Annotated in this window: 9 protein-coding genes; 8 read left to right on the forward strand and 1 reads right to left on the reverse strand. The window is 40.7% G+C overall.

Annotation, left to right across the window (positions count from 1 at the left end; genetic code table 11):
• Window positions 1-22 precede the first annotated feature (22 nt).
• From EYS08_RS20220 to EYS08_RS20255, 8 genes are all read left to right on the forward strand, one after another.
• Window positions 23-4,270: a type I polyketide synthase gene (locus tag EYS08_RS20220; protein ID WP_131031815.1), complete on the forward strand. Its 4,248-nt coding sequence runs from the start codon at window positions 23-25 to the stop codon at window positions 4,268-4,270.
• 23 nt (window positions 4,271-4,293) lie between these two features.
• A complete protein-coding gene (locus EYS08_RS20225) occupies window positions 4,294-4,542 on the forward strand; it encodes a phosphopantetheine-binding protein (RefSeq protein WP_225876570.1) in 249 nt (82 codons plus the stop codon).
• The gene (locus EYS08_RS20230; RefSeq protein WP_131031817.1) at window positions 4,530-5,294 is read left to right on the forward strand and encodes an alpha/beta fold hydrolase; all 765 of its coding nucleotides are present in this window, start codon (window positions 4,530-4,532) and stop codon (window positions 5,292-5,294) included. Before EYS08_RS20225 ends, EYS08_RS20230 begins: the two co-directional genes overlap by 13 nt.
• 11 nt (window positions 5,295-5,305) lie before the next feature.
• Entirely contained in the window at window positions 5,306-6,505 is a 1,200-nt protein-coding gene (locus EYS08_RS20235) for a nucleotide disphospho-sugar-binding domain-containing protein (protein WP_131031818.1), read from the forward strand.
• A gap of 10 nt (window positions 6,506-6,515) precedes the next feature.
• Entirely contained in the window at window positions 6,516-7,730 is a 1,215-nt protein-coding gene (locus EYS08_RS20240; protein WP_131031819.1) for a glycosyltransferase, read from the forward strand.
• Window positions 7,731-8,087: 357 nt separating this feature from the next.
• A complete protein-coding gene (locus EYS08_RS20245) occupies window positions 8,088-9,377 on the forward strand; it encodes a condensation domain-containing protein (RefSeq protein ID WP_131031820.1) in 1,290 nt (429 codons plus the stop codon).
• The gene (locus tag EYS08_RS20250) at window positions 9,374-10,642 is read left to right on the forward strand and encodes a hypothetical protein (RefSeq protein WP_131031821.1); all 1,269 of its coding nucleotides are present in this window, start codon (window positions 9,374-9,376) and stop codon (window positions 10,640-10,642) included. Before EYS08_RS20245 ends, EYS08_RS20250 begins: the two co-directional genes overlap by 4 nt.
• Window positions 10,635-11,144, forward strand: coding sequence for a hypothetical protein (locus tag EYS08_RS20255; protein WP_131031822.1), 510 nt, complete (start codon window positions 10,635-10,637; stop codon window positions 11,142-11,144). The genes EYS08_RS20250 and EYS08_RS20255 overlap by 8 nt, the downstream gene beginning before the upstream one ends.
• A gap of 1,079 nt (window positions 11,145-12,223) precedes the next feature.
• On the opposite strand, the gene EYS08_RS20260 is transcribed toward EYS08_RS20255, so the two are convergent.
• Window positions 12,224-14,302, reverse strand: a complete 2,079-nt coding sequence (locus EYS08_RS20260; RefSeq protein ID WP_131031823.1) for a CehA/McbA family metallohydrolase domain-containing protein — start codon at window positions 14,300-14,302, stop codon at window positions 12,224-12,226.
• Window position 14,303 lies beyond the last annotated feature (1 nt).

The following is a 14,303-nucleotide window of genomic DNA, read 5'->3' on the forward strand; positions in this document are numbered from 1 at the left end:
AAATCGCGTAACCAAAAAGCAGATGAAGAAAAGCGACGTAGCAATTATTGGAATGTCATGCATTTTTCCGGGTGCGAAAGATATGCAGGCCTTTTGGGAGAATATTATCAACCGCGTAGATTCTACACAAGAGGTTCCGGCTGATCGGATTGATCCTGTGCATTTCGACAAAGCAGTTAGCGGGGTAGATCGCTTTTATTGTAACCGTGGCGGTTTTATTCCCGATCATCAATTCGACCCACAGCGCTTCGGAATTTTACCACTAGCTGTTGAAGGTACCGAACCCGATCATCTGTTAACCTTAGATCTGGTTCACCAGGCATTAGAGGATGCATCAGTATTCGAAAAAAAATATTCCCTTGATAAAACTGGGATCATTATTGGCAAAGGCAATTATGTGGGACCTGGGGCAACCCGCGCCATCGAAATTGTAAGAACTGGCGAACAAATTTCGAGTGTATTAAAAGACTTAATGCCACAACTTACTGATGCAGAGATTGAAAAGGTAAAACACGAATTCCAATTGCGCAAAGGCCGTTTCAGTGCCGATACCGCAATGGGATTGATCCCTAATTTAGTGGCCTCACTAGTAGCCAATCGCCTTAACTTAGGCGGTTTGGCTTTTACTTTGGATGCTGCCTGTGCCAGTTCGCTTATCGCGGTTGATCATGGCGTGCAGGAACTGAATAGTGGCCGTTGCGATATGATTATTGCAGGCGGGGTACATTTAGGTCAGAATGCTGCTTTTTGGAGCATATTCTCTCAACTGGGTGCTTTATCCAAACAGGAAAAAATAAAACCTTTCGATCAAAATGCCGATGGATTGATTATTGGCGAAGGTTGTGGTTTTGTTGTACTCAAACGCCTCGAAGATGCCATACGGGATCAGGATAAAATTTATTCAGTAATTAAAGGCGTGGGCATCAGTAGCGATGGCAGCGGAACCAGCGTAATGAGTCCATCGGTTAAAGGCCAGCTAAAAGCCATTACCGAAGCCTGGAAAAACGCAGAACTGGAAAGTAAAAATATTGGCTATTTAGAAGCCCACGGAACAGGTACTCCACTTGGTGATAAAACTGAGGTTGAAACCTTAAAACAGTTTTTCGGCCAGGATGCCGATCTGCCAAAAGCAGGTATCGGTTCTGTAAAATCGAATATCGGCCATGCCATGCCCGCAGCAGGTATTGCAGGTTTAATTAAGTCGAGTCTGGCTTTGTATCATGGTATCATACCTCCTACTTTACATTGTGATGAACCTGTAACACAACTGGCCGAAACCCGTTTTTCTGCCGTGCAAAAAGCGATAGACTGGAACCAATCGGGTTTGCCAAAACTGGCAGCTGTAAATGCATTCGGTTTTGGTGGAATAAATGCCCATGTAGTATTAACTGCTTATGAAACGCCTAAAAAAGATGAAGTATTGGTCATCGCAAGACCAAGTCATGAAGCTTTGATCGAATCGCTCGAAAATGGAGATTATAACATTGGGAATGGAAATTTCCGTTTAGTGTTATTTAATCCAAGTCCCGAAAGGATCAAAAAAGCTTTAAAAATTGTAGCTAAAAATTCTCCGTGGAGAAATAAACAGGACATCTGGTACACCAATGCACCACTATTGGCGAACGATGGAAAAATAGCATTCGTATTCCCTGGCTTAGATGGTCTTGCAGGTGGCGAAATCAAATCGGTAGCCGATTATTTCAACATTCATATTGATGAAAACGAAAAACAGGACGGTCTTTTAAGCGAGGCCCTGAACATACTTAATAAAAGCAGTGTTTTAGATCAGGCATTAAAACAATTGGGCATTAAATCCGATATGAATGCAGGGCATAGCCTTGGCGAATGGCTTGCAGCAAGATCTTCAGAACTGGCAGAAGAAAGTTCGGTAATGAACTTACTGAATGTGCTTAACCCCGAAACTTTTGAACTGAAAGATTCGCGTTTCATCGCCGTGGGTTGCGGGTTAGATACACTTCAACCCATAATCGAAAGTATACCCGATTTATACCTATCGAACGATAACTGTCCACAACAGGTCATCCTTTGTGGCAGCAAAATAGCGCTTGAAGAACTCGCTCCGATATTGAAGGTAAAACAGATTTTTCATCAGATTTTGCCTTTCCAATCGGGTTTCCATTCTCCATTTGTAGCCGATAAGCTGGGTTTGATCCTCGAGGGTATGCAGGATATGCAGTTCCGAAAAACCACTACACCGCTTTGGTCGGCTACTACTTTAGAAACTTATCCCGAAGGTTTTGAAGCCATCCGTCAATTAAGTGCCGAACACCTGATTAAACCAGTGCGTTTCCGCGAGCTTACCGAAAAGTTATATGCAGAAGGTGCACGTGTTTTTATTCAGGTGGGTTCTGGTGGTTTAGTTGGCTTTATCGACGATACTTTAAGAGGAAAAGAAATCAGCACCATTAGTGCCAATGTACCAATCCGTTCGGGCATTACCCAGTTGCAAAGGGTTTTGGCAGCACTTTTTATTGAAGGAAAAGAAATTGGCCTTAATTATTTGGGCAATATCAAATCAACCCCACCGCAAAAAAATAAAGGCATTAAACTCGAACTGGGTTCGCCGATTATCCATAACCTACAAACACTTAAAGGCTTAACCATTAAGCAAGTTCAACCAACACCGTCTAAAACTTTTGTTGAGGCTAAACATCCGGTTTTACAGGCTTTTAATGAGAATGTGATGGAAATGATCAATATGCAGAGCGAAATGATCGAACTGTTCGAAAATGCAGCTTTACAAGTCGATCAGCCGGGCAACTGGGCGCCAGCCAAACCAATAAAACCAGTAAGACAACCATTTAGCCAAAAACTTGATGTGAGCCTTGAGAATTGCCCTTACCTGATTGATCACTCCCTATTGAGGCAACCAAAAGGCTGGCCAACAGTAGAAGATATGGATCCGGTAATTCCAATGACCATGATTTTTGAAGTGTTTGCCGAAATCGCCAACGCGCAATCACCGGAAGAGAAAGTACAAAAAATCATGAATATGCGGGTTTTCCAATGGATGAACGTGGTTAAACCTTTCCAGGAAACTGTAACTGGTGAGTGGAAAGACGAGCAAAGCGTCTACCTTAATCTGGAGCGTTTTGCTAATGCAGAAGTGCAGCTGGCGGTACAGTTAAATGCTGCTCCAAACAGAACTTTCGATATTGGAAAATTATTGGATATCGATCGTACTGCTGCACAGATTTACGATGCGCACATGTTCCACGGACCAGATTATCAGGGCATCAAAAAACTGATCGCTGTTGGTGAAAAAGGAATAACAGGCATCATCGAAGCCTCAGGCGGAAAAGGTTCATTGCTTGATAATGCAGGCCAGTTATTTGGTTTATGGCTGCAGCTCACCTTAGAAAAAGATAGGATTGCTTTCCCTGTTAAAATTCAGGAAATCGAATTCTTTGGCGATATGGCCGATCAGAAAGGCACTTTCGAATGTACCTGCGTACTTACCGAAATAAACGACGAATTTGCCACTGCAGATATCGTAATGAAAAGAGATGGAATTACCTGGCTTATCATTTCAGGATGGCAGAACCGCCGTTTGGAAATAGACGAACCGCTTTGGAACGTGTCGATGTCGCCACTCCACAACCGTTTATCGGAAGAAGTGGCACCAGGTGTTTTCCTTTTTGGCAATGCTTATTCGCGTGTGGTATCATGGGATTTTATACTGAAAAGGTATTTCAACCAAACAGAGAAAAAGCATCATCAGAACCTCTTACCCAATAAAAGAAGAACCTGGATGATCAGCCGGGTGGCGGCGAAAGATGCCGTTCGGAATTTATTGAATACACAGAAAAACCAGGCCTGTTACCCCATCACCTTCGAAATTTATTCGGATGAATTCCGCAAACCTTACGTTAAAGGTGGTTTAACAGATAACATCAATATCTCGATTGCACATAAAGGTACCGATGCTGTTGGAATTGCGAGATTTAACGAACCTGTTGGTATCGATATCGAACATATTGAAGAGCGAAGTGCAGGCTTTTTCGATCTTGTATTTAACGATCACGAAATGACCTTGCTCGAAAGCCGCGACAAAATAGAATGGGCGACCCGCTTTTGGGTAGCCAAAGAAGCTTATGGAAAATACCTGGGCAAAGGTTTACAGGGCAATCCCAAAGCCTATACCGTTGAAGTAATCAATGGTGAAGAACTATGCATCAATAACATCACAATCAAAACAATCAAACATAAAAACTATATCATCGGATGGACACTACAACTACAAAATTAAGCAGCGAAGAAATCTTCAACCTCATGAAACAATTTATCACCGAAGTAATCGGCGAAGAATTTGTTGAAGAAATGGATATCACCCCTGAAAGTTCTTTCACCAAAGATCTGGAAATGGACAGCATCGAAATTGTATCTTTTTCCGAAAAAATCAAAGCGCATTTTGGCGAACAAATCGATTTTACGGGCTGGTTATCATCAATGGATTTAGATCAGCTGATCAACTTAAACTTAGGCATGATCATCTCTTATATCGAAGAATGCCAATCATAACAGTAAACGGCAAATCGGTTCACATTCAGGAGCTCAACAAAGGGGCTGTTGAAACCATCGTCCTCGTTCATGGAATGTTTAGCAACCTGTCTGTCTATTATTTTAATATCGCACCGCTCTTGGCCACAAAATATCATGTGGTACTATATGACTTAAAAAGTCATGGCATGAGCGAAAAGGCTTTGGAGGGATACGATCTGGAGAACATGACCAATGATCTGTTTGCATTAATGGAGGTTTTAAACCTTCAAAAAGTGCATTTAGGTGGTTATAGTTTCGGTGGATTGATTGCTTTAAAAATGGCCATCCGCTTTCCAGGACGCATTAACAAACTGGCAATAATTGAAGCACCAGATCCGAATGACGATAAAACAAGGGGAATTATTGATGAGTACAGCCGTGAATTTTTAGAACATTACGTTGAAAATTTTACTGATACCACAAAAGTAAAAATGGGTAAAAGGCAGATGGAGCGCAACCACCGCATGTACGAATATCTTTTTTATCAAACCTCGATTAAAACCGACATGAAACTCGAAAAAGATTTTTTTGGCAGCCCTGCAATCGAAACCATAAACAAGTCTACCCTATTGCTGTATGGCACCGATTCCAATTGCCTTAACGCAGGTAAACATTTAGACGGAATGATTAAAAATGTCTCGTTAATCGCCGTACCGGGAGATCATAATATCCCGATACAACAACCATTGGTAATCGCCGAAGCATTGTTAAACTTCTTTCAGGAAATATAAAATTAACACACATGGCAAAATTTGTATTTGTTGTTCCTCCGCTAACTGGCCACATTAACCCTACGCTAAGTATGGGTACTGCCTTGATTGAAAGAGGCCACCGTGTAGGATGGATTACTTTAGATGAATCATTAGGGGATAAACTTCCTGCCGGAGGCGAGTTGCTGTTGATCAGTTATAACCAAAACGACCAACAGAAAAAAGATTCAGAAAAATACCTCGATATCATCACCAAAAAGATTGTTTACGGTATCGATAGCATCAAATTTCTGTACGAGGAAGTATTGATTCCGCTTAACAGGCACAGTTATGATGGTATTGCCGATTTACTCGATCAGTTCAAGCCCGATATGGTGATAACCGATCATCAGATGTTTGCCGGTGCAATTGCCGCAAGCAATAAAAATTATCCTTATGTTACATCTGTTACCGCACCTGCAGCCATAAAAGTAATGGACGAGCTGCCCAAAGTGCATGAGTGGGAAGTAAATCAGATTGTAGCCCTGCAGAAAGAATTCGGCATAAATACCGAAGATTCTATTGCCTGCTCTGATCTTGCCACTTTGGTATTTACCTCCAGAGATTTTTTTGGGGAGATGGATTTACCCGAGCATTTTAAATTTGTAGGCCCCGTTTTTAACCGCCGCAAAACTACAATTCCTTTCCACTGGGAAGCATTTCATACCAGCAAACCAAAAATACTGGTCAGCATTGGTACCACCTTCGATCATGACCATAAAAAAGCCTTTTTTGCCAAGGTAATAGAGGCTTTCGCTAATGAAGACTTACATGTAGTTGTGGTTTCAGACCCTGCTTTATTTGAGGAATGGCCAGCCAATTTTACGGTGCAGCGTCAGGTACCACAATTAGAACTTTTACCACACCTTGATGCTGTTGTTTGCCATGGCGGACACAATACCGTTTGCGAAACCTTGATGAATGGCCTGCCAATGGTGGTTATTCCAATAGCATACGATCAAAGCCACGTGGCCGGACGTGTTTTCAGGGTTGGTGCAGGAGAACGTTTAAACTTTAACCGTTTTAAAGCTAATCACCTTAAAGAAGCGGTACACAAAGTGCTGCAGAACGACAGTTATAAAATAGCAGCAGAACAAATTAAACAATCCTTTATCGAAGCCGGCGGAACAGAAAGTGCCGCCGATTTATTGGAAGCTTTAAGCAACAAAACCTCAAACGTATTCATCAGTTAAATTATACATTATGTCAAAATTCCTTTTCGTTGTCCCGCCTTTTTTTGGCCATATCAGCCCAACTTTAAGCATTGGTGCAAGTTTATTGACCCGCGGCCATGAAGTAAAATGGCTGGGTATTACTCCACTTGCAAAGGTACACTTACCTGAAGGTGGCGAATTTATTTACCCTGAAGAAGACCTGGCAGAGTATGCTGATGAAATACAACGTATTTTAAAACGTCAGGATGATGGCCCTGCCTGTTCTGGTCCGGAGGTAATGAAACTTGCCCTTGAAGAAACCTATGTTCCTTTTGCCAAAATGATGATGAAAGGGCTGAACAACTTTGTTGATGCCTGGAAACCCGATGTAATTATTAACGACTGCATTACCTTTGCTGGTGCATTAAGTGCACATTTAAAAGGCATAGCATCTGTTACCACTACCCCGGTACCACCCGATGTGATGGGCGATACGGCTAACAGTGCACCCAAAATATTCGAATGGCAACAAAACTTAATTAAAGGTTTACAAAGAGAAGTGGGCATTTATAGCGATGACATCCACATCCATTCGCATGAATTGAATATGGTTTTCACTTCACAGGCTTTTGCAGGTTTTGAAGAAAAACCATCTCACATGCATTTTGTTGGTCCGGTAAAAGGGAGGCCAAATTTAGCCCCTTTTGATTGGGAACGTTTAAGTAAAGCCACCACCCCTAAAGTTTTTGTTTCGTTGGGTACTTTGCTGGTTGATATTCGTAAAGAATTTTTCCAGAAACTGATTACCGCTTTCGAAAACCAACCTGTAACTATTGTTGCTGCAACCAATCCTGATATTTTCGAAAAATGGCCTGATAATTTTATCGTAAATGGTTTTGTTCCGCAATCGGAATTGATGCCGCACATGGATGCGGTAATCTGCCATGGTGGTTTTAATACGGTAAATGATACCTTCACAAATGGTTTACCAATGTTGATTACGCCTATTGCCTACGATCATTTCCATACTGCTAAACTAATTGAGCAAGCAGGTTGTGGAGTAAGCATCCGCTACAAAAGATTACGTATCAGTGATTTAAGAGACACCGTTTTCGAACTTTTAGAAAACCCGAAATACCGCCAGGCCGCACAAAAAATAAGAGAAACATTTATCGAAGCTGGTGGTAACGATAAGGCGGTGCAATTGTTGGAAGATTTTGCTGAGGTTCATAGAGTTGTCAACTTTGATAGCCCCCTTGCCTAGAAGTTGACAACTCTGGAAGTAAATCGCAAAGTGTCCGTCATCTCCTGAAGCACAGTCCCAACATTAAGTCGGGAGAGAGATCTACCCAGAAAGATCTCTCGACTGCGTTGCACTCCGCTCGAGAAGACGCCTCCCGTGCGATCGTCACCCTGAACCGAGCCTTAGCGAGCTCACCGAAGGTAATTTATTTCAGGTTCTATCTTGCTGGAAAGATGCTGATCCCGAAATTGCGGGACAGCATGACGAATCGACTAAACTAATCGCAAGCATGACGGAACGCATGAACATAACTTTAAGAGTTGTCAACTTGCATAACTAGTTTACTAGAAAGTTGACAACTCAGAATAATACTAAAAAATGAAAAGAAAACTGTTATTTGGCGAAAGGATGTTATACGGAGATGGAAAAAGCCCGTTTAACATTGTTATACCTTTCAAAATCAGGGGAGAAATTAAGGAAGACGATTTAAGGTTTGCCTTATTCAAAATCCAAAAAAAACACCCCTGGTTAACCGCCGCAATACGTTTTGATGAAGATAAAAGGCCTTGGTTTGTAACCAATCTTACCGAAAATTTTAGAATTCCCGTTCGCATTGTAGACAGGTTAAACGATGAGCATTGGAAGGAGGAATCTACCTATGAATGGAAAACCGTTTTTGATGCTTCAATTGCACCACTTTGCCGCATTACATGGGTTAAAGGTAAAGAGGTATCCGAATTTTTGATGGTATATCACCATTGTCTTTGCGATGGCACTTCGGCACTTTCTATTTTAACAGAATTACTTCAGCTTTTGGATGACCCCGACGCCAATATTGGGAAAGAGATTCCAATTATGGATATAAAAGATGTGATTCCGAAAAAGGTATTAAACAGCTACCGCAACAGGGCCAAAAACGGATTAATCGGCAAAATTGCCACTTTAGCACTTTGGATCATCCCGATCAAAAAGGTAGCGGTAGAACGTAAAAAGGATTTTATGCTCCGATGGAAATTCGATCAGGAGCTTACCAAACAGGTTATCCAGTTTTGCAAAGCCAATCAGTTCACCGTAAACACTTTGTTGAGTGCTGCTGTTTTAAAGGCCTTTAAAGAGGTAAGAAAAGAAAAAGCATTTAACAAAATATCATTACCGGTTGACATCCGAAACTTTAACCCGATTATTAAAAAAGACCACATTTTTGCTTTCGGATTAATGATTGTACTTTCCCTGCTGCCAGAAAAAGACTTTATTGATAATGTGAAGACCTTACAAAAAGATGTTAACGATAAATCGGCCAAACTTAATCCTTACAGCTTGATGATGATGATGGAAGCCTGTCACCCTGCATTAAACAACTTCACTAATTTCTTAAAGTATGGAAAATCGAGTAATGATTGTATGTTTTCTAACCTGGGTAGAATCGACATCCCGTACCAGTATCAAAACTTTGAGGTAGAAACCATATTCAGCCCTTCGGTAATGGGGCCATTAGGTAACACCACTACCATGATTGCTTCCACTTACCGCAATCAAATGGATTTTACCTTTGTGGCTAGCGAAGGTTATGTTCCTTTTGTAGAGGCAGAAGCCATAAAAGAAAAAGTAGTAGCTATCCTTAAAGAACAGGTTGAAAAACCGATCGAGATTTTAACTGCAACCGCATGAAAAGAAGATTAATTTTAGGAGAAAGAATAATGCATGTAGATAGCAAAACACCATTAAACTGTGTTTTTGGCGCCAGGATTTCAGGTAAATTCAGCGCAGAAAATCTGCATAGGGCATTGTTTAAAATCCAGCAGAAACATCCACTGCTGCAAATGAATATCGATGCTACAGGCAAAACACCATATTTCGTACGGAACGAAAATATCAGCAAAATACCGGTTAGGATTACCGATCGTCCAACAGATCAAAGCTGGTTGGCTCAATCAAAAATAGAGTGGTATAAACTTTTTGATGCCACAAACGAGCCATTAGCCAGGTTAGTTTGGTTAAAAGGCGAAACCGAATCAGACCTTTTGCTCGTGCTCCCACACTGCATTTGCGATGGAACTACCATTTTAAATTTAATGCGGGAGCTGATGACTTTGATTGATAATCCTGAGCAAGATCTGGCTCCATATCCTTCATTTCTTTCTGTTCGCGACCTGTTACCAGAAGATTTTGTAATTAGTAAGGCAGGTCATTTTAAAGGAAAAATTTTTGCAGCGCTTGGCCGGTTATTTTTCTTTTTTAAAGCTACTTCGAACAATAACATAGACAGGAGCAATTACGCTGTTCATTGGAAAATCATCGCAGAAGATACTAAACAACTATTGGTTAAGTGTAAGGAAGAAAATACAACTGTTCATGCTGCAATCTGTGTGGCATTTATGGAGGCCTTTAAACATGTACAGGGCACCAAGTCCCATGGTAAAGTGATCTGCCCAGTTGATATCAGGCGGTTTGTAGAAGCCATAAAACAAGATACCATGTTTGCCTTTGCGCCTATTGTAGAATTAAAACTCGATCAGGCAGAGAACGATTTCTGGACAAAAACCCGAACCTTAAAAACTGCTCTGGAAGCAAAAATAGCAGAAATGAAAGTTTATGATCTGTTGAGCATGAGCGAGTATTTCCATTCATCAGTAAATAAAATGATTGGTTTTTTGAAAACAACAAAAGGCACGCACGATGTGACGCTCAGCAACATGGGGCTTTTAAACATCCCGAAGGATTATCAGCATTTTTCTATTGAAACCATTTATAGTCCTACGGTTGCTTTCCCATGGAAAAACGCCAATACATTAGTATGCAGTACTTTTAACGGACAGCTGGATTTCTCTTTTATGTCAAACGAATCATTCCTTCGGGAATTTGAAGCCTGGCAGATCAAAGACAGGGTAATGGAACTGATTAAGGAAAATTTAAACGAATTGGTCAATGTCTGATAAATTGGAATACGATGAGCAGGCAAAAGTGTTGAACTGGCGAAAGTTTGTGCGCAAAAACCTGCTGATACACCTTATCCCAAACACGGTATTGAATACTGTAGTGCCATATTTTGCTTTTAAAGCGCAAAATTCGGTGCATTTATTTAGTGGTGAGCAAAATCTGGCCAGGTTTTTATTGCCGATGTCGTTATTGCTACCGTTTATGATTACCCTTGATATTTTGAAGAAAATAAAAGAACTGCAGCATTCGGGTGCTATAAATTATAAGATAGACGAAAAAATTACGGGCTATCCTTTTATATTGAAAAAAGCAGGATTAAATGGCTTGTATAGTATTTTGGCTGTATTTGCCTTGATGCTTGCACTGCACTTCTCTTTCCCTAAAAATCACGATTTCGGGATCACTCCATCTGCTGTATGTGCGGGATTGTTAGCTGGTTTATATTCCATTACGTTTTTTTATCTCGCTATTAGAAGGTTTAAAGATGATGCAGTTTAGTATTATTTTGAAAATGGCTGTCATTCTGAACGCAGTGAAGAATCTGCCCAATCATAGAATTACTATTCAATGTATATATTAAATCCTTTACGCGGTTTGGTTACCACCAAACACTAGAAAACCTTGCCACGGAAGCACAAAAACACGGAAGTTCGACGTTGGGAGTTCGCTACTACCTTTTTGTACTTATAAACATCAAATTGGTCTTCGAAGGTAGTTTTTGAATGCTGTTCAAGGTCTTTTTCGAATATAGCGTTGTTATTTTACCAGGTAAGACATGTAAGGACAATAAGCTCATATGGCCTTAAATTTCATATATGGTAGATGAATAAAGTCCTTTTCGACCAACCATTGACAGACTGAAAATTAAAAGGGTAGTCTTTGGCCTTCAGACGAAAAGCTTAAGGCATTAGATTCCCAAGAGGCATACATTGATGGCGATACAATCGCATTTCTCATCCATCCTCGTTGTAAACGAGAACGATTAAAAGTTTCTTAACACAAGCCTTTGTTAAATAGTCCTGATGGCTGTAGATCCCGATTTAAGCACTAGTTTTTACTTTTTTATTGTGTGCTTGCTTGTTTCACAGGTTTCTTCGGGAGCAACGTACAGCAGGACGGAACCTCTCCTATACATTACAGGCATTGCGCTCCAAAAAGCTCCAAACAATTTATGTTGCAAATACCGAATAAAAATGATAGCGTTAAGTAAATTGCGTAGTAAAGTTCCTTCGACTCCGCTACCATTGACGTTATTTTGCAATTGGCTTACTAATAAGATATTTGCGGCACTATACATTTCCACCAAGCTAGGCCACAGTACTGTATCCCCGTTCCACTTAAATCCGGCCTAACAAATTTTTCGGATTCTGCTGACCCGGCCAGACCACTGACCTCTAAAGAAAAATTTTCAGCCGGCATTTTTTGTTTCTTTTTGATGCCAAAAAGAAAGAGCCTTTCGGCGGCGGTGAGCCGAGGCAAGAATGAGCCGCTGGGCAAAAAAAGGATATGCGTCATTCATATTGATTTTTATACAATAAATTATCCCTCAGGATGACACAGCGAATAATAAAAAAACATTATTCCAACCAAACCATTTGCGTAAAAGCACCATTAGTGGCAATATCCCAGGCCTCTACCCTTACCCACTTACGCCCTTTCAGATTAACTGCCCAACTGTAATTCTTTTTCCCAAAAGCCTGGGTATCGTTTAAATTAATACGGTTACGATAAACCTTTTCTCCATCACCCGATACAATTTCGACAAAGCTTAAGGGGAATGTCCAGTTGAGTTGCATATTTATCTTTGCTTTCCCATTATTATCAACCTTCAAAGTCTCTCCTGCACCTTTTCCATTAACATTAAAGCTCGGGATCAGTACCTCACCTGTTGATACAAAAAACTTTCCTTTCCGTATTACATCTAAAACAGGCTGCCAGCCATCGGCATAATTAGGTACCTTATCCAACTGTAAATAATTCACATTTAAGTGTGCATACATTTCATTTTGCTCAGTAATGGTAAAGATATCAGCCTCTGAAATAACGTGTTTTTTCAAACCCCAGTTGGCCATATCATCCATCAGGTTCAATACCCGTTTACTTAAGGTTGGCAACGAAAGATCTCCTGGAATGGCCTTCCAAGCCGCGCCCATAAAAGTCTCCGATTTAAAAAAGGCTTCTTCTTTATATTTGTCTGGATAACCTGTCGAAGCCTTTGTTCGGGCATGGGCGGTCCAGGCTAAGCCATGTTCTTGTTCCAATAGTTTAAGCATTTCTGTTTTATCATTAATGCGGTAAACTTTACCATATTTAGGATCGTTGGTTTCAAAAGGCTGATCGCTTTTTCTCGACATAATCCAATAAATTGGTTTAGGAAAAAATGCCAACCAATGTCCTCCATAAAAATTATTGGCTTCTTCGCCCGGTAACAGTAAAAAATTAGGCTCAGATAACCTTTTGGTTTGTTTAAACAAGGCATCTAATTCTTTTAAACGAACAGAATCTGGTCCTTTGGGGTGGCCTGGTCCGTGAAATTCGGCAAGCTTAACAATATTTAAACCCGCCTTTTTCAATACTTCAACAAATTCGGGCTTTTCCGGAACGGCTTTTCCGCTTAGCACTACGTCCGAAATAAACTCATTGTGGAAATGGCTAGCCATTGTTTTATAACCTGCCAACGGCACATAAGTATCATTATGTGTAAACTTTTTAACATCATCCAACGCTGCTCCTGCCTTCCCGGTGCTCAATAAACAGAAAAAATTAAGGCGCTGTTGGGTGTTTGGTGGTGCATTAAACCAGGGCACATAACGTTTATCGCCCAATGGATCCTGACGGATGCCTATACCAAAATCGGGAATCAGATTTAAATAATTGCTCCCTTTCCAGGTAAACTTAAGGTTAAAAGCTTCATCTAAGGGATAGAAATATTGATGCGGAGCAGGAAAAACGGCCAAACTTCCGCTATTATTTTCGCCGATAACAGTACGGTATTTTACTTCCAAGTTTTTACTTGGATCTCCTTGTACTGCCTTTTCGCGCTGAAGATTTCCTTTCACATCACTCCAGGCAATATTGGCCCAGGCATCTTTTTTGCTCGTTAATCCGGCATCATACAAAATAGCTGTAGAATCTTTTGGAGTTGATATTACTGCAGCCACATTAAACAAAGGACTTCCATTGTAAAGTGTTATTTCTAGAGCACCGCTAAAGGTTTCGCATTGAACTCCATTTATTCGCACTACAGTTTGCGAGCCCTTCGTAGAAACACTGGCTGCTCCTTTTTCGAATTTTACAACATTGGTGGTATATGGTTTTGTTGGAACCCGGTCGAAAAAAACATCCCAGCCCCCACTGTTTGGACTTAAAGTCCGTTTACCTATTCTCAGCACAAATGCAGGATCGAGATGAGCAGCAACTTCTTTTAGGGCGCCTTGCTTACCTAACAGCAAACTTTTAAACAATGGTTTGGTACGATCAAGATCTAAAATCATTTTACCTAAGGTTCCTTTACCAGCTGGCCAGCTGAGCACGAGTTCTTTTTGATTAGAAGAAACTGTTGCTCCGTTGGTTTTGAAGGCTTTTAGGTTTACCTGGCTCTGCGCACAAAATGCTGAAAAGCATATTATCAATAATGTAGAAATACTGTTTCTCATA

This window comes from Pedobacter kyonggii, assembly GCF_004310665.1.
In the GTDB taxonomy this organism is placed as follows: Bacteria; Bacteroidota; Bacteroidia; order Sphingobacteriales; family Sphingobacteriaceae; genus Pedobacter; species Pedobacter kyonggii.

Bases quoted from the DNA above. Each gene is read 5' to 3' on its own strand.
- EYS08_RS20225 (WP_225876570.1), top strand. From the start codon at position 4,294: ATGAAACAATTTATCACCGAAGTAATCGGCGAAGAATTTGTTGAAGAA.
- EYS08_RS20255 (WP_131031822.1), top strand. From the start codon at position 10,635: ATGTCTGATAAATTGGAATACGATGAGCAGGCAAAAGTGTTGAACTGG.
- EYS08_RS20250 (WP_131031821.1), top strand. From the start codon at position 9,374: ATGAAAAGAAGATTAATTTTAGGAGAAAGAATAATGCATGTAGATAGC.
- EYS08_RS20235 (WP_131031818.1), top strand. From the start codon at position 5,306: ATGGCAAAATTTGTATTTGTTGTTCCTCCGCTAACTGGCCACATTAAC.
- EYS08_RS20240 (WP_131031819.1), top strand. From the start codon at position 6,516: ATGTCAAAATTCCTTTTCGTTGTCCCGCCTTTTTTTGGCCATATCAGC.
- EYS08_RS20220 (WP_131031815.1), top strand. From the start codon at position 23: ATGAAGAAAAGCGACGTAGCAATTATTGGAATGTCATGCATTTTTCCG.
- EYS08_RS20230 (WP_131031817.1), top strand. From the start codon at position 4,530: ATGCCAATCATAACAGTAAACGGCAAATCGGTTCACATTCAGGAGCTC.
- EYS08_RS20260 (WP_131031823.1), bottom strand. From the start codon at position 14,302: ATGAGAAACAGTATTTCTACATTATTGATAATATGCTTTTCAGCATTT.
- EYS08_RS20245 (WP_131031820.1), top strand. From the start codon at position 8,088: ATGAAAAGAAAACTGTTATTTGGCGAAAGGATGTTATACGGAGATGGA.